Raw genomic sequence first — 14,949 nt, 5'->3', positions numbered from 1 at the left:
CCATCCGGCCGTGGTCTCCAGGGTTCGGGCACACCGTATCGGGCGATGCGCCGGTTTGTGGACGGGTTGTGCAGAAACGATGCGGCGGACGGTGGTCCCCGCGCCGCAGGAAGGGGCGGACCCGCAGTGCCGCGGGCACGGGCCGCGCTGTCCGCGCCGTGGTCACGCGCCGTAGACTCCCCGGGTGACCGTCACCGCAACATCCGTGGGCGAGCCGGAACAGCTCGAGCCACAGGCCGCGCCCGCGCCCCGTGCCGTCCGCCGGGTGCGGCGCCTCGTTCCGGCCGTCGCCGCGTCGCTGTCCGGAGTGCTGCTCTACGTCAGCTTTCCGCCCCGGACGCTGTGGTGGCTCGCCCTTCCGGCGTTCGCCGTCTTCGGCTGGTCCCTGCGCGGCCGTACCTGGAAGGCGGGTCTCGGCCTCGGCTATCTGTTCGGCCTCGGCTTTCTGCTGCCGCTGCTCGTGTGGACCGGCGTCGAGGTCGGCCCCGGACCCTGGGTCGCGCTCGTCGCGGTCGAGGCGATCTTCATCGCGCTGGTGGGCGCGGGCATGGCGCTGGTCTCCCGGCTGCCCGCCTGGCCGGTGTGGGCGGCCACCCTGTGGATCGCCGGAGAGGCGGCACGCGCGCGCGTACCGTTCGGCGGGTTCCCCTGGGGGAAGATCGCCTTCGGTCAGGCGGATGGCGTCTTCCTCCCGCTGGCCGCGGTCGGCGGCACCCCGGTGCTCGGCTTCGCGGTCGTCCTGTGCGGCTTCGGGCTCTACGAGACCGTGCGGCTCGTCGTGGAGTGGCGGCGCACCGGAAGCGCGCTGCGGCGCGGAGCGGCCGTAGCGGCCCTGATCAGCGTCGCCGCTCCCGTGGCGGGCGCCGTCGCCGCGCGCTCCCTGGTCAGCGACAAGGCGGAGGACGGGACTGCGACCGTGGCCGTCATCCAGGGCAACGTGCCGCGCTCCGGGCTGGAGTTCAACGCCCAGCGGCGCGCCGTCCTCGACTACCACGCGCGGGAGACGGAGCGTCTGGCCGCCGAGGTCAAGGCGGGCAAGGTCGCGCGGCCCGACTTCGTGCTGTGGCCCGAGAACTCCTCCGACGTCGACCCCTTCGCCAACCCCGACGCCGCCGCCGTGATCGACCGCGCCGCCAAGGCCATCGGCGCGCCCATCTCGGTCGGCGGTGTGGTCGAGCGGGGCGGCAGGCTCTACAACGAGCAGATCCTGTGGGACCCCGCCAAGGGCCCGGTCGACACGTACGACAAGCGGCAGGTGCAGCCGTTCGGCGAGTACCTTCCGCTGCGCTCGCTGCTGAACGCCATCAACCCGGACTGGACGGCGATGGTCCGCCAGGACTTCAGCCGGGGACACAAGCCGGGCGTGTTCACCATGGCGGGTGCCAAGGTCGGCCTCGTCACCTGCTACGAGGCCGCCTTCGACTGGACGGTGCGCTCCACCGTCACCGACGGCGCCCAGCTGATATCGGTGCCCAGCAACAACGCCACCTTCGACCGCAGCGAGATGACGTACCAGCAGCTCGCCATGTCACGGGTGCGGGCGGTGGAGCACAGCCGTACCGTCACCGTTCCGGTGACCAGCGGCGTCAGCGCCGTCATCATGCCCGACGGGAGGATCACCCAGCGCACGGGCATGTTCGTCGCCGACTCGCTCGTGCAGAAGGTGCCGCTGCGCTCCTTCACGACCCCCGCCACCCGGCTCGGCACCCTCCCCGAGATGCTTCTCGTGCTCGTCGCGGCGGCCGGCCTCGGATGGGCGGTGGTGTCCGGGACACGCGGCCGCCGCGACCGCCGCACCCAGGCCGTTCGCCACGAAGAAGCGGGAGTCGCCGAACCGACCCGCTAGGGTCGGCCCATGGCTACTCCTGACTTCATCCGGACCATCCGGGCCTCCGCCGGTCATCAGTTGCTCTGGCTCCCCGGCGTCACCGCCATCGTCCTGGACGACGACGGAAGGGTGCTGCTGGGGCGCCGGTCCGACACCGGGCGGTGGTCGGCGATCGGTGGCATCCCGGATCCCGGGGAGCAGCCCGCGGCCTGCGCCGTGCGCGAGGTCTACGAGGAGACGGCCGTGCGGTGCGTCGCCGAACGTGTGGTCCTCGTCCAGGCCTTGGCGCCGGTGACGTACGCCAACGGCGACACGTGCCAGTACATGGACATCACGTTCCGCTGCCGGGCCGTCGGCGGCGAAGCGCGCGTGAACGACGACGAGTCGCTGGAGGTCGGCTGGTTCCCGGTGGACTCCCTGCCGGATCTGAACGAATTCGGCCTGCTGCGGATCAAGCAAGCCCTGGCGGACGCACCCACATGGTTCGACCCCACGAATCCACTGTGAAGTATGGGTGGTGACCATATGGGGTGGGGCTCCGGCGTTGCTTAGGGTCACCACATGACCGTGCCCCACCCCCACACCACCTCAGTCGATCTCGGCGGACGCACCGCCCTCGTCACCGGTGCCGCCAGCGGCATCGGCCGCGCCTGCGCGCTGCGGCTGGCCGCCGCCGGGGCCAAGGTAAGAGCGGTCGACCGGGACGCCACCGGCCTCGACGCCCTCGCCGGTTCCGCCCGCGACCTGCCGGGCACCGTCGCACCACACGTCCTCGACCTCACCGACCTGGACGCCGCCGAACACGCCGCCGCCGGCACCGACATCCTGGTCAACAACGCCGGGATCCAACTGGTGCGGCCGCTCGAGGAGTTCCCACCCGACGTCTTCCACACGGTCCTGACGGTGATGCTGGAAGCCCCCTTCCGGCTCATCCGCGGAGCGCTGCCCCACATGTACGGGCAGGGCTGGGGCCGCATCGTCAACATCTCCTCGGTCCACGGGCTGCGCGCATCCCCGTACAAGGCGGCGTACGTCGCCGCCAAGCACGGACTGGAAGGACTCTCGAAGACCGCCGCCCTGGAAGGCGCCCCGCACGGCGTCACCTCGAACTGTGTGAACCCGGCGTACGTGCGCACCCCTCTCGTCGAGAAGCAACTCGCCGACCAGGCACGCACACACGGGATCCCCGAGGAGCGCGTGCTGTCCGAGGTGCTGCTGCGGGACAGCGCCGTCAAGCGGCTGATCGATCCGGAGGAGGTCGCCGAGGCGGTGGCCTATCTGTGCAGCCCGCAGGCGTCCTTCATCACCGGTACGTCGCTGGTCCTGGACGGCGGCTGGACCGCCCACTGAGCGGGGACCGAGGGGAGACTGAGCAGGGGCCGACCAGGGGCCGACCAGGGGCAGACCAGGGACTGAGCAGGGACTGAGCGGGGACATGTCGGAAGTTGTCCACAGGCCAGGTGGACCCGGGCCGGCGGTGGGTCATTCTGGGGGCATGTCTCGCGATCACGTACAGTCCGCGGAGCGCCCCGGCACCGGTGCCGAGGCGCCGTTCCTGGAGCTCCTGGCCCGGGGCGCGTCGGCCGACGCCTACGAGCAGCCGGTGCTGCTCGCCCGCGCGGAGGGCCTGCCTCCCGAGCGCATCCACGCGCTCGAGCAGGCCAAGCGGCTCGCGCTGCACGTGCGCGCCGAGATGGAGGGCAGACGCCGCCGCGAAGCGGAGCTGTCCGCGCTCTTCGAGACCGCCCACGACCTGGCCGGCCTGCGGGACCTCGACGCCGTCCTGCAGGCGATCGTCCAGCGCGCCCGCTCCCTGCTGAGCACCGACGTCGCGTATCTCACCCTGCACGACGAGGACGCGGGCGACACCTACATGAGGGTCACCGAGGGCTCGGTCGCCGCACGCTTCCAGCAGCTCAGGCTCGGCATGGGGGAGGGGCTCGGCGGACTCGTGGCCCAGACCGCCCGCCCCTACGTGACGCCCGACTACTTCAAGGACGACCGATTCCGGCACACCTGGACGATCGACACGGGCGTGCGCGACGAGGGGCTCGTCGCGATCCTCGGGGTGCCCCTGATGATCGGTGCCCAGGTCATCGGGGTGCTGTTCGCCGCCGACCGGCGGGCCAGGGTCTTCGAGCGGGAGGAGATCGCGCTACTCGGCTCGTTCGCGGCGCTGGCCGCCGCCGCCATCGACACCGCCAACCTCCTCACCGAGACCCGTTCGGCCCTGGACCGGCTCGCCCGTGCAAACGAGATCATCCGCGACCGCAGCGCGGTCATCGAGCGCGCCTCTGACGTCCACGACCGCCTCGCCGAACTCGTCCTGCGCGGCGGCGGCGTCCACGACGTGGCGGCGGCCGTGTCCCAGGTCCTGGACGGCACGGTCGAGTTCACCGAGGCGGCGGCCGCGCCCGCCGCACCCCTGGAGGCGTCCCGCGCCGAGGGCCACGCCGTACGGCACGGGGACGACTGGATCGCCGCCGTGGCGGCCGGCGGGGAGCTGCTCGGCGCACTGGCGCTGCGCGGTCATCCGGGGCTCGACCCCGTCGACCAGCGCACGCTTGAACGCGCGGCCATGGTCACCTCCCTGCTGCTGCTCGCCCGCCGCTCGGCCGCCGAGGCCGAACAGCGCGTCCGTGGCGAACTGCTGGACGACCTGCTCGATGCCCGCGACCGTGATCCGCGCGTGCTGCGCGAGCGCGCCGCCCGTCTGCACGCGGACCTCGACACCACCCATGTGGTGCTCGCCGCCCGCCTCGACGGCACCGGGGCCGACGCCGACCAGGAGGCGGCCGCCCGCCGCCGCCTGTGGTCCGCCGCGTCCCACCTGGCGGCTACGCGGCACGGCCTGGCCGCCGCCCGCGACGGCGGTACGGTCCTGCTGCTGCCGCTGGATCCGGGCGACACGGCGACAGAATTGGCCCGCCGCACCGCCCGCCACCTCGGCACCGCGGTCCACGAACCGGTCACCGTCGGAGCCTCCGCCCCCGTCGAAGTCCTCGGCGGCCGCCCCGACGCCGTGGCCGCCGCCTACACGGAGGGACAACGCTGCCTCGAGGCCCTGCGACTGCTGGGCCGCGCCGGAGACGGGGCGGCCGCCGAGGACTTCGGTTTCCTGGGGCTGCTGCTCGCCGGAGACCGCGACATCGCCGGCTATGTCGAACGCACCATCGGTGAGGTCGTGGCCTACGACGAACGGCGCGGCACCGACCTCGTCCGCACCCTCGACGCGTACTTCGCCTGCGGGATGAGCCCGGCGCGCACCAAGGACGAACTGCACGTCCATGTCAACACGGTGGCGCAGCGCCTGGAGCGGGTGGGCCGGCTCCTCGGAGACGACTGGCAGAGCCCGGCCCGCGCCCTGGAGATACAACTGGCGCTTCGCCTGTACCGGTTGTCGTGCCCGCCTCTCCGCTGAAGCCGCTCACCCGGTGCCACGACGCGGACCGGCCCCGCACGCGCGAGCGCACGGGGCCGGTCGGGAGCACCCGGACTCAGACGGTGCGCGCATCCGCCGCCCGCGCCCCCGAGGGCTCGGCGTCCGCGGACTCGACCCGGGCCAGGTCCCGATCGCGTGTCTCCTTGGCGACACCGACCGCGATCAGGGTCAGGACGGCCGCGGCGATCACGTACAGGGCGATGGGCGTGGAGCTGCCGTAGTCGGACAGCAGCGCGGTCGCGATGAGCGGGGCCGGAGCACCGGCCGCGACCGAGGCGAACTGAGCGCCGATGGACGCACCCGAGTAGCGCATTCGGGTCGCGAACATCTCGGAGAAGAAGGCCGCCTGGGGTGCGTACATCGCCCCGTGCAGCACGAGACCGACGGTCACGGCGATGATCAGGTTCCCGAAGCCGCCGGTGTCGATGAGCCAGAAGAACGGGAACATCCACAGGCCGACCCCGGCCGCACCCAGCAGATACACGGGCCGGCGGCCGATCCGGTCCGACAGCGCGCCCCAGGCCGGGATGACCGCGAAGTGCACGGCGGAGCCGATGAGGACGGCGTTGAGGGCCGTCTGCTTGGAGACGCCGGCGGACGTGGTGGCGTAGACGAGGATGAAGGCGGTGATCACGTAGTAGCTGATGTTCTCCGCCATCCGCGCGCCGATGGCGACCAGTACGTCACGCCAGTGGTGACGCAGCACGGACACCAGCGGCAGCCTCTCCGCATCGCCGTCCGCAGCCGTCTTACGGGCCTCGGCCTGCGCCAACGCCTGCTGGAACACGGGCGATTCATCCACCGACAGACGAATCCACAAACCGACGATCACCAGCACCCCGGACAGGAGGAACGGAATGCGCCACCCCCAGGAACCGAACGCGTCGTCCGAGAGCACGGCGGTCAGCAACGACAGCACACCGGTGGCGAGCAACTGCCCGGCCGGCGCGCCGGTCTGCGGCCACGAGGCCCAGAAGCCCCGCCGCCGTGCGTCGCCGTGCTCCGACACGAGCAGAACGGCGCCGCCCCACTCGCCGCCGAGCGCGAATCCCTGCACCAGACGCAGCGTGGTGAGCAGCACGGGCGCGGCGGTACCGACGGTGGCGTGCGTGGGCAGCAGTCCGATGGCGAAGGTCGCCCCGCCCATCAGCAGCAGACTCAGGACCAGTAGCTTCTTGCGCCCGAGCCGGTCGCCGTAGTGCCCGAACACCAGGGCCCCGAGCGGCCGGGCGGCGAACCCGACCGCGTACGTCAGGAACGACAGCAGCGTGCCGACGAGCGGGTCGGAGCCGGGGAAGAACAGCTTGTTGAAGACGAGCGCGGCGGCGGACCCGTAGAGGAAGAAGTCGTACCACTCGATGGTGGTGCCGATGAGGCTGGCGGCGACGATACGGGGGAGCTTCGCCGGGGGTGGGGGAGCGGTGGTTCCGGAGGCCATGTGCGCCACTTCCTCGTGTGCGGTGGGGACGGGTACGTGTCGGCACACGGTAGAAACATGCAGGTCAGGCGCACATGTGGTGGGGCAATATAGTTCGAGCGTTGGCTATGCGTGCGGCCACCATGCCGGCTCACAGCGGCGTCCCGCCGCGGTGCGAAACCGCCGCCCACCCTCCGTCCCAACCTTGCCTTCATCTATCGAGATTCGATAGATTTCCACCGCAATTCGATGGAAGGACGGGTCATGGGAATGCTGGCAGTGCGTGCGCTTCGCGCCGTGCTCGTGGTGGTGCTCGCCGGCACCGTGTTCGTACAGGCAGGGATGGTGTGGGCGTTGGTCAGCGGGAGCGACCCGGAGGACGGGTCGCTCCCGCTGACGCCGCTGCGCGTGATCACGATCCTGGGCATGGTGTCGGTCCAGGTCGCCCTGGTCTGCGTATGGCGGCTGGTGACGATGGTGCGACGCGGAACCGTGTTCTCTCATGCCGCCTTCCGGTACGTGGACGGCGTGATCGGTGCGATCGTGGCGGCTGCCCTGTTGTGGTTCGCGGTCACGGTCCTCAATGCGCCGGGCCAGCGGGACGACCCGGGCGTCACCGTCATCATGGGTGGGGTTGGCGTGGCCATCCTGGGTGTCGCGCTCATCGTGCTCGTGCTGCGGATGCTGCTCGCCCAGGCCGTCGCGCGCGACGTCGAAGCGGCGCAGATGCAGGCCGAGCTGGACGAGGTGATCTGATGCCCATCGTCGTCGACATCGACGTGATGCTGGCCAGGCGGAAGATGTCCGTGGGCGAGCTAGCGGACCGTGTGGGGATCACGCCCGCCAATCTGGCGGTACTCAAGAACGGCCGCGCCAAGGCGGTGCGCTTCGCGACGCTCGCCGCGCTCTGCGAGGTGCTCACATGCCAGCCGGGCGACCTGCTGCGTTGGGAGGCCGAGGATGCCGCGGGCGGCTGACGTGCCACAGGGCGGGCGTGAAAACGCCGGCCGTACCGTCGACCTCCTCGGCCGCCGCCGGGTCTTCCTGGCCCGGGAAGCCGCCCCAGGGGATGTCCCCGGGGGCGGCTGACCGTCAGCAGTGGCTCCACGCCAGGTACTTGGTGAAGGACTCCTCCGGCTTGTCGAACGGGAGCAGCTCCGTCTCGTCGTCCACGTGGTCGGCGCCCGGGACGACATGGACCTCTTCGGCTCCGCGGCCAACGCGTAGGCTCACGCCGTCAGTTCTCCCGCCGTGGGTGGGTCCGCTCCCTCACGCGCGCACGTGAGCGCGGCCGCCCGGGCGGCCACCGCCAGCGCCTCGCCGAGCACCGCGGGCAGTCGATCGGTGTCCGTCGCCGCGCGCAGTGCCGCGCGTGCCGTCTCCGCCTCCGCTCCCGGGCCGCCTCCCAGCAGCCCGGCGTGCAGCAGCCGGCTGACCAGTCCGGCCATGAACGCGTCGCCCGCCCCCACGGTGTCCACGACCCGGACGGGCACCGGCTCGATGTCCTGGCAGCCGTGCCGCCACCAGGCCCGGGCGCCGTTCGCTCCCAGGGTGAGGACGACCAGCGCCGGACCGTTTCGTGCCCAGCGGGCCGCCGTCTCGTCGGGACTCTCGCCCGGATGGAGCCAGGCCAGGTCCTCTTCACTCGCCTTCACCACGTCGCTGACGGCGACGAGTTCCTCCACCCGGTCACGCTCCCGCTCCGCGGAGCGGAGCAGTGCGGGCCTCAGGTTGGGGTCGTAGGACACGGTGGCCGAGGTGCGCAGGGTGTGCAGGGTGCTGAAGACCTGGTCGGCTCCCGGACTCAGGGCGGTGGCGATGGATCCGGTGTGGACGTGCGCCGGCGGGCCGTCGCGCAGCGCCTCCTCGACGGCCTCCGACAGCGCCCAGGTGATGTCGAAGGTGTAGTTCGCGGCGCCCGCGGCATCGAGTACGGCGGTCGCCGTGGACGTGGCGGCGTCGACCACGGATCCCGGTGCCAGGTCGACCCCGCTGCCCTCCAGGTGCTTTCGCACCAGGCTGCCGAAGTGGTCGTGTCCCACGCGGGTGGCGAGCCGGACCGGGTGCCCGAGCCTGCCCAGACCCAGCGCGACGTTGGCGGGGCTGCCACCGGGGTGGCTCCGGCGCGGGCCGTTGGGACCGGCGATGATGTCCACCAGTGCCTCGCCGATGACGAGCGCCGGGAGCCCGGGGGCCGCTGTGTCCCCTCTGCCGGCCAGGGCCCCCGGCGCCGGCTCGGTACCGGCGCGGTCGTGTCCGTCTTCGCTGCTACTGGTCACGGCAGCACCTGGATCTTGCGGCCCTTCCCGGCCTGGAACTGCCGCAGGGCCTCGGCGTAGTCCGTCAGCGGCAGCCGGTCGCTGATGAAGATCTCCGGATCGAGGACTCCACCGGCGAACAGCTCGGCGGCGCGCTCGTAGCTGTGCAGGACCGCCATCGAGCCCGTGATGGTGATCTCCTCGTTGTAGATCCGGTACGGGTCGATGGTGGCCCGGGTCGCGTAGTCGGCGACGCCGAACTGGAGGTACGTACCCCCCTTGCCGACCCGGCCCAGGGCGTCCTGGATGGCCTGGGCGTTGCCGGTGGCGTCGATGACCACGTCCCAGCCGCGCGGGCGCTCGATCGCGTCGGCGGTGGTCACCGCGTTGCTGCAGCCGAGCGTGCGGGCGGTGGCGAGCCGGTCCTCGTTGATGTCGACCATGTCGACCGTGGCCGCCCCGGTGCGCTTGGCGAGTTCCAGCATCATCAGGCCCATGGTGCCCGAGCCGTAGATGAGTACGTTGCTGGCGAGCGTGGAGCGCAGGATGTCGTAGCCGCGTACCGCGCAGGACAGCGGCTCGATGAGGGCGGCGTCCTCGGTGCGGACGTGCTCGGGGAGCTTCACGCAGTTGGCCGCGGGGGCGGCCGTGTACTGTGCCGCGCCGCCGGGGACGGTGACACCGATGGCGTTCCAGCGCTCGCACATGTTGCCGCGCCCGATACGGCAGTAGTGGCACTCGTGGCAGTACAGAGAGGGGTCGACGGCGACGCGGTCGCCGACGGCCAGGTCGCGTACCCCGGAGCCCAGCGCGACGACCTCGCCGGCGAACTCGTGTCCGGGAATGATGGGCAGGGTCGGCGCGAACTCGCCCTGCAGGATGTGCAGATCGGTGCCGCACAGGCCGCAGGCCGAGACCTCGATCACCACCTGCCCGGGGCCCGGTGTGGGGTCGTCGACGGTTTCGACGCCGACCTGGCCGGGCGAGCTGATGACGGCGGCTTTCACTTGACTGCTCCAAGGGACAGGCCCTGGACAAGCTTGTCCTGGGCGGCGAATCCGGCGATGAGGACCGGCAGGGAAATGCAGACGGCGGCGGCGCACACCTTGGCCAGGAAGAGGCCCTGGCTGGTGACGAAGCCGGTGAGGAACACGGGGGCGGTGCCGGCGACGACACCGGTGAGCACACGTGCGAAGAGAAGTTCGTTCCAGCTGAAGATGAAGCAGATCAGCGAGGTGGCGGCGATGCCGGGGGCGACCACCGGCGCGACGATCCGGGCGAGGACGGTGGGCAGTCCGGCGCCGTCGATGGAGGCCGCCTCCAGGATCTCGACGGGGACCTCGGCGAGGAACGAACGCATCATCCACACCGCGATCGGAAGGTTCATCGAGGTGTAGAGGATGACCAGCAGCGCGACGTTGTCGAGCAGGCCGCTGTTCTGGGCGATCAGGTAGATCGGCAGCAGTCCGGCCACCGCGGGCAGCATCTTGGTGGACAGGAAGAAGAACATCGCGTCCGTCCACTTGCGCACCGGCTTGATGGACAGCGCGTACGCGGCCGGGATGGACAGCACCAGCACCAGGAGCGTCGAGACGAGGCTCGCGGAAAAGGAGTTGATCAGCGGCGGCCAGGGGGAGACGCCGGTACTCGCGCCGAGGAACTCCCGGTAGCCCTGGAGGGTCAGCGGCGCCCCCAGGCTCGGGGGGTTGGTCGCGGCGTCGGACTCACTGTGCAGCGAGGTGAGCACCATCCAGGCGACCGGAAGGAAGAACACGGCTCCGCAGAGCCAGGCCAGCAGGCCGAGTGCGCCGCGCCGGCGTCGGGCCGCGCCGCCGGGGCTGCCCGGGGGGCGCTGGGGGGAGGCGATGGTCGCGGCCATCAGAGGGTCTCCTCTCGGAGCAGGGACGAGACGGTCCTGAGCGCGAAGCTGCCCACGAGGAGGGAGCAGAGGACGACGATGACGCCTTCCGCGGAGGCCTGCCCGTAGTCGTGCGCCTGGTAGAAGGTCTCGTAGACGGTGTAGGGCAGGTTGGCGGTGCCCAGGCCGCCGCCGGTGAGCGTGAAGACGGCGTCGAAGTTCTGCACCACGTAGATGCTGCCCAGCAGTGCGGCCAGCTCGAGATAGCGGCGCAGGTGCGGGAAGGTGAGGTGGCGGAAGACCTGCCAGGTGGTCGCACCGTCCACGCGGGCCGCCTCGACGGCGTCCATGGGGCGGCTCTGCAGCCCGGCCAGCAGGATCAGCATCATGAAGGGCGTCCACTGCCAGATCAGCGACGCCTCCACGGACATCAGCGGCAGTGAGGACAGCCAGTCGGGCTGCGGCGCGTTGTCGCTGCCGAACAGGCTCCACAGCCAGGTCAGCGATCCGTTGATCAGCCCGTAGGTGGCGTTGTACAGCGCGTGCTTCCACAGCAGTGCGGAGGCCACGGGCACCACGAGGAACGGTGTGATCAGCATGGTGCGGACGATGCCGCGGCCGCGGAACCGACGGTCGAGGAGCAGAGCCAGCCCCAGGCCCAGAACCAGGCTGACCAGCACCACGGTGACCGTCAGCGTGACGGTCGTCAGCAGGGAGGAACGCAGCTGCGGGTCGGTGACCGCGTCCTTGTAGTTCTGCAGGCCCGCGAAGGCCCGGTTGCCGGGGTCGAGGGCGTTCCAGCGCATGAACGAGATCGCCACGGTGCCGACGAACGGGAGCTGGGTGACCACGATCATGAAGATCAGGGCCGGGAGCAGCGGGGCCCGCCGGGCCCATGCCCCGCGGGATCGCCGTGGGGGTGCCGCCTGGTGGACGGTCTGCGGCGCTCGGGCACGCTTGGTGAGCGAGTGAGTGAGGGTCATGGGTGTGTCTCCGCTGTGCCCCCGTCTCCGGGTCCCGCGGGGGCGGGACCCGGAGGTCGGGAACGTCGGGTGGATCGGGGAGGGATCACTTGTCCGCGTACTTGGCGGCGACCTTCTCGGCGAGCGCCTGGCTGGTCTTCAGTGCCTGCTCGACACTGGTCTTGCCGGCGATGGCGGAGCTGATCTGCTGGGAGACCTGCGTGCCCAGGTCGGTGAACTCGGGGATGCCGACGAACTGGATGCCGGGAGCGGGCCGGGGCTGCACGCCCGGGTTCTTGGGATCGGCGGACTTCAGCGCGTTCGCGGTGGCCTCGGCGAAGGCCGACGCCGCGGCGACGTACTGCGGGTTGGTGTACGTGGAGCTCCGCTTGCCCGCCGGGACGCGGGACCAGCCGAGCTTCTTGCCCACCAGCTCCTCGTACTGCTTGCTGGACGCCCAGGAGATGAACTTCCAGGCGTCGTCCTGGTGCTTGCTCGCCTTCTGCAGGCCCCAGGCCCAGGTGTAGAGCCAGCCCGAGCTCTTGGTCCGGTCGACCGGCGCGGGCGCGTAGCCCATCTTCCCGGCCACCGGTGACCCGTCGGATTCCAGCGACCCGGCCGCGGAGGTCGCGTCGTACCACATGGCGACCTTGCCCTGCTCCATGTCGTTGAGGCACTCGGCGAATCCGGACTGCGGGGCGCCGGCCTCACCGTGGGCGCGGACGAGGTCGACGTAGAACTTGGTCGCCTTGGTGAAGGCCGGGCTGTCGACCTGGGCCTTCCAGTCCTTGTCGAACCAGGTGCCGCCCATGGTGTTGACCACCGTGGTCAGCGGAGCCATCACCTCACCCCACCCGGGCAGGCCGCGCAGGCAGATGCCCTTCATCCCGGGCCTGGCGCCGTCGGCCTTGGCCGCCAGGTCGGCCACCTGCTGCCAGGTGGGGTTGGCCGGCATGGTCAGCCCCTTCTCCTTGAAGACGTCCTTGCGGTACATCAGGAAGGAGGACTCGCCGTAGAACGGCTCGGCGTACGTCTGGCCGGACGCCGTCAGGGATTCCTGCATGGCTGGCAGGATGTCGCTCTGGTCGAAGGCGGTGTCCTTCTTCGCGTACGAGGTCAGCGGGGCGAGCCAGCCGTTCTTGGCGTAGATCGGCGTCTCGTAGTTGCTGATGGTCGCCACGTCGTACTGGCCGGCCTGGCTGGAGAAGTCCTGGGTGATCTTGTCGCGGACGTCGTTCTCGGGCAGCACCGTGAAGTTGACCTTGATGCCGGTCTCCTTGGTGAAGTTGGCCGCCGTGAGCTTCTGCAGGTCCGCCATCTGCGGGTTGTTCACCATCAGCACGTTGATGGAGTGCGAGCCGGAGCCACCGCCTGCGCCGCCGGCGCCCGCGCACGCCGTGATCAGTGCGCCGCACACGGCCAGCGCGCCCAGCGGCACAGCGCGCCGCAGAACAGTGGGTCTTGAAATCATGATCGTCCCTTTCATGAAATGTCGGATGTGGGCAGCGATGGGGGGAGGGGGAATGTGGGATCGGGCAGACGGTTGTGTTGGCTGTGAGAGGGCAGGGGATGCCGTCGGCGCGGCTCTGGCGGAGCCGTCCCTGGCGGCAGGGGGCGGGCTGAGCGGGTCAGACCCGGTGGACGCGGGGTCCCATCAGTGAGTAGCGGTGCGCCTCGGCGCTGGACAGCCCGGTGTCGGTGACGATCGCCTCGAAGTCACCCACCCCGGCGAAGCGGCAGAAGCTGCTCGCGCCGAACTTGCTGTGGTGCCCCATGAACACGCGTCGGCGCGACACGGCCAGCGCCTTGGCCTTGACGTCGGCCACCACCGGATCGGGGGTGGTCAGGCCGAGCTCCCGGGAGATCCCGTTCGACCCGAGGAAGGCGAGGTCGATCACGAATCGCTCGAGCATGGCGCAGGCCCATGAGCCCACCGTGGCCAGGGTCCGCGCCCGGACCCGGCCCCCGAGGAGCAACACGGTGACCTGCGGAGAGTCCACGATCGCCGCTGCGGTGGACAGTGACGCGGTGACCACGGTCAGGGGCCGGTCACCGGGGAGGAGCGCGGCGAGGAGCTGGGGGGTGTAGCCCTCGTCCACGAACACGGTCTCCGCGTCACCGAGGAGCTTGACCGCCTCCGCGGCGATCCGGCGCTTGTCCTGGACGTGCAGGGTCTCTCGTTGGGGAAGGCCCGTCTCGAAGCCCGCGCCCTCGACGGGATAGGCACCGCCGTAGGTGCGGCGGAGCAGGCCCCTGCGTTCCAGGACGCTGAGGTCGCGACGGATGGTCTCCGGCGCGACGGCCAGGTCGACGGCCGTGGTGGTGACCTCGATTCGTCCCTGGTGACGAGCGAGCGCGAGAATGCGGCTCTGACGCTCTTCGGCGTTCATCGCACTCCCCTCGGCTTGCGTACCCGGTCCGGGCACGGCGTGCCCGGTCTTGCCGCACATTTATACCAATCAGCTTTTGGCGAAAAGTGGCCCACAACGGGCCTGAAATCGCCCGATAATGCCTGATGGGATTGTGCGAAACAGCAGCTCACAGCCCTGCTGGGCAATTTGTCCGCTTTCTTGCTGCCCGCATGGGCCCGCTCCTGTGCCCGGTTCGGGCGAACGCTGAAGTGTGCGTGACCTCATCGCCGCGCGGCCGCCGGCTCCGGATCTTGCAGCGCCCCGTCAAGGCCGGGCGGTGCACCGCCGTCACAGGCCCGCGCGGGTTCCGTCGTCGTCCCTGCTGCCGGAACGCCCTCGGGACCCGGCGCGCGACGGCCGTGCGCCCGACGGATGTCCCGCCGCCCGGTGGCCCGCACACGGCGAAGGCTCCCCCCTTCGAACCAGGGTGGGAGCCTTCGAGAGATACCCGGATGCGTTCGGCGTCAGCGGGTCATGCGTGACGGTGCGAGTGCCGGTTGCCGGTGAAGAGGCGGTAGAGAGCGAGCAGGATGAGGGAGCCGACGATCGCGGCGATCCAGGTGGAGAGTTCGAAGAACCCGTCGATGGAGTCGACGCCGAAGATCACCTTGCCGAGCCAGCCGCCGAGCAGTCCGCCGGCCACGCCGATGAGCATGGTGATGACGATGCCGCCGGGGTCCTTGCCCGGCATGATGGCCTTGGCGATGGCACCGGCGAGCAGGCCGATGATGATCCACGCGATGATGCCCATGGTGCGTCTCCGTCTCGTCGTG

The 14,949-nt window shown here is 70.8% G+C and carries 15 protein-coding genes; 6 read left to right on the top strand and 9 right to left on the bottom strand.

Features of this window, described 5'->3' with window-relative positions; all coding sequences use genetic code 11:
- The first annotated feature begins 184 nt into the window (after positions 1-184).
- The 4 genes from lnt (at position 185) to ACZ4SW_RS10715 (ending at position 5,249) form a co-directional block, all read left to right on the top strand.
- The gene (gene lnt / locus ACZ4SW_RS10730; RefSeq protein ID WP_468240708.1) at positions 185-1,846 is read left to right on the top strand and encodes an apolipoprotein N-acyltransferase; all 1,662 of its coding nucleotides are present in this window, start codon (positions 185-187) and stop codon (positions 1,844-1,846) included.
- Positions 1,847-1,855: 9 nt separating this feature from the next.
- Positions 1,856-2,335, top strand: a complete 480-nt coding sequence (locus ACZ4SW_RS10725) for an NUDIX hydrolase (RefSeq protein WP_468240706.1) — start codon at positions 1,856-1,858, stop codon at positions 2,333-2,335.
- Between the two features lie 54 nt (positions 2,336-2,389).
- Positions 2,390-3,178 (top strand): 3-hydroxybutyrate dehydrogenase, encoded by a 789-nt coding sequence (locus ACZ4SW_RS10720; RefSeq protein ID WP_468240703.1) that lies wholly within the window; start codon positions 2,390-2,392, stop codon positions 3,176-3,178.
- A 145-nt stretch (positions 3,179-3,323) separates the two neighbouring features.
- Complete coding sequence (locus ACZ4SW_RS10715) at positions 3,324-5,249, top strand: helix-turn-helix domain-containing protein (protein WP_468240700.1); 1,926 nt, start codon at positions 3,324-3,326, stop codon at positions 5,247-5,249.
- 76 nt (positions 5,250-5,325) lie between these two features.
- Here the strand turns inward: ACZ4SW_RS10715 and ACZ4SW_RS10710 are convergent, their stop codons facing one another.
- Entirely contained in the window at positions 5,326-6,708 is a 1,383-nt protein-coding gene (locus ACZ4SW_RS10710) for an MFS transporter (RefSeq protein WP_468240697.1), read from the bottom strand.
- A 243-nt stretch (positions 6,709-6,951) separates the two neighbouring features.
- Here ACZ4SW_RS10710 and ACZ4SW_RS10705 point away from each other — a divergent pair, with 243 nt between their 5' ends.
- Together ACZ4SW_RS10705 and ACZ4SW_RS10700 are read left to right on the top strand one after the other, a co-directional pair.
- Positions 6,952-7,443, top strand: a complete 492-nt coding sequence (locus tag ACZ4SW_RS10705; protein ID WP_468241250.1) for a DUF2975 domain-containing protein — start codon at positions 6,952-6,954, stop codon at positions 7,441-7,443.
- The gene (locus ACZ4SW_RS10700) at positions 7,443-7,664 is read left to right on the top strand and encodes a helix-turn-helix domain-containing protein (RefSeq protein WP_317441155.1); all 222 of its coding nucleotides are present in this window, start codon (positions 7,443-7,445) and stop codon (positions 7,662-7,664) included. Before ACZ4SW_RS10705 ends, ACZ4SW_RS10700 begins: the two co-directional genes overlap by 1 nt.
- A 115-nt stretch (positions 7,665-7,779) precedes the next feature.
- Here ACZ4SW_RS10700 and ACZ4SW_RS10695 read toward each other — a convergent pair whose 3' ends face one another.
- From ACZ4SW_RS10695 to ACZ4SW_RS10660, 8 genes are all read right to left on the bottom strand, one after another.
- On the bottom strand, positions 7,780-7,920 hold the full coding sequence (locus ACZ4SW_RS10695) for a hypothetical protein (protein WP_468240693.1): 141 nt from the start codon (positions 7,918-7,920) through the stop codon (positions 7,780-7,782).
- A complete protein-coding gene (locus tag ACZ4SW_RS10690) occupies positions 7,917-8,966 on the bottom strand; it encodes a carbohydrate kinase family protein (protein WP_468240690.1) in 1,050 nt (349 codons plus the stop codon). The genes ACZ4SW_RS10695 and ACZ4SW_RS10690 overlap by 4 nt, the downstream gene beginning before the upstream one ends.
- Complete coding sequence (locus ACZ4SW_RS10685; protein WP_468240688.1) at positions 8,963-9,952, bottom strand: zinc-dependent alcohol dehydrogenase family protein; 990 nt, start codon at positions 9,950-9,952, stop codon at positions 8,963-8,965. Before ACZ4SW_RS10685 ends, ACZ4SW_RS10690 begins: the two co-directional genes overlap by 4 nt.
- The gene (locus ACZ4SW_RS10680) at positions 9,949-10,824 is read right to left on the bottom strand and encodes a carbohydrate ABC transporter permease (protein WP_468240685.1); all 876 of its coding nucleotides are present in this window, start codon (positions 10,822-10,824) and stop codon (positions 9,949-9,951) included. Before ACZ4SW_RS10680 ends, ACZ4SW_RS10685 begins: the two co-directional genes overlap by 4 nt.
- A complete protein-coding gene (locus tag ACZ4SW_RS10675; RefSeq protein WP_468240682.1) occupies positions 10,824-11,786 on the bottom strand; it encodes a carbohydrate ABC transporter permease in 963 nt (320 codons plus the stop codon). The genes ACZ4SW_RS10680 and ACZ4SW_RS10675 overlap by 1 nt, the downstream gene beginning before the upstream one ends.
- 85 nt (positions 11,787-11,871) lie before the next feature.
- Positions 11,872-13,236: an ABC transporter substrate-binding protein gene (locus ACZ4SW_RS10670; protein WP_468240679.1), complete on the bottom strand. Its 1,365-nt coding sequence runs from the start codon at positions 13,234-13,236 to the stop codon at positions 11,872-11,874.
- 157 nt (positions 13,237-13,393) lie between these two features.
- The gene (locus ACZ4SW_RS10665; RefSeq protein WP_468240676.1) at positions 13,394-14,155 is read right to left on the bottom strand and encodes a DeoR/GlpR family DNA-binding transcription regulator; all 762 of its coding nucleotides are present in this window, start codon (positions 14,153-14,155) and stop codon (positions 13,394-13,396) included.
- A gap of 493 nt (positions 14,156-14,648) precedes the next feature.
- A complete protein-coding gene (locus ACZ4SW_RS10660) occupies positions 14,649-14,927 on the bottom strand; it encodes a GlsB/YeaQ/YmgE family stress response membrane protein (protein WP_468240673.1) in 279 nt (92 codons plus the stop codon).
- Positions 14,928-14,949: the final 22 nt, after the last annotated feature.

The sequence above is a fragment of the Streptomyces sp. NPDC028331 genome, assembly GCF_055565775.1.
This window is presented reverse-complemented; position numbering and strand designations above follow the sequence as displayed.

Coding starts and splice junctions, on each gene's coding strand:
- ACZ4SW_RS10725 (WP_468240706.1), top strand. CDS start 1,856: ATGGCTACTCCTGACTTCATCCGGACCATCCGGGCCTCCGCCGGTCAT.
- ACZ4SW_RS10720 (WP_468240703.1), top strand. CDS start 2,390: ATGACCGTGCCCCACCCCCACACCACCTCAGTCGATCTCGGCGGACGC.
- ACZ4SW_RS10715 (WP_468240700.1), top strand. CDS start 3,324: ATGTCTCGCGATCACGTACAGTCCGCGGAGCGCCCCGGCACCGGTGCC.
- ACZ4SW_RS10710 (WP_468240697.1), bottom strand. CDS start 6,708: ATGGCCTCCGGAACCACCGCTCCCCCACCCCCGGCGAAGCTCCCCCGT.
- ACZ4SW_RS10705 (WP_468241250.1), top strand. CDS start 6,952: ATGGGAATGCTGGCAGTGCGTGCGCTTCGCGCCGTGCTCGTGGTGGTG.
- ACZ4SW_RS10700 (WP_317441155.1), top strand. CDS start 7,443: ATGCCCATCGTCGTCGACATCGACGTGATGCTGGCCAGGCGGAAGATG.
- ACZ4SW_RS10680 (WP_468240685.1), bottom strand. CDS start 10,824: ATGGCCGCGACCATCGCCTCCCCCCAGCGCCCCCCGGGCAGCCCCGGC.
- ACZ4SW_RS10675 (WP_468240682.1), bottom strand. CDS start 11,786: ATGACCCTCACTCACTCGCTCACCAAGCGTGCCCGAGCGCCGCAGACC.
- ACZ4SW_RS10670 (WP_468240679.1), bottom strand. CDS start 13,236: ATGATTTCAAGACCCACTGTTCTGCGGCGCGCTGTGCCGCTGGGCGCG.
- ACZ4SW_RS10665 (WP_468240676.1), bottom strand. CDS start 14,155: ATGAACGCCGAAGAGCGTCAGAGCCGCATTCTCGCGCTCGCTCGTCAC.
- ACZ4SW_RS10660 (WP_468240673.1), bottom strand. CDS start 14,927: ATGGGCATCATCGCGTGGATCATCATCGGCCTGCTCGCCGGTGCCATC.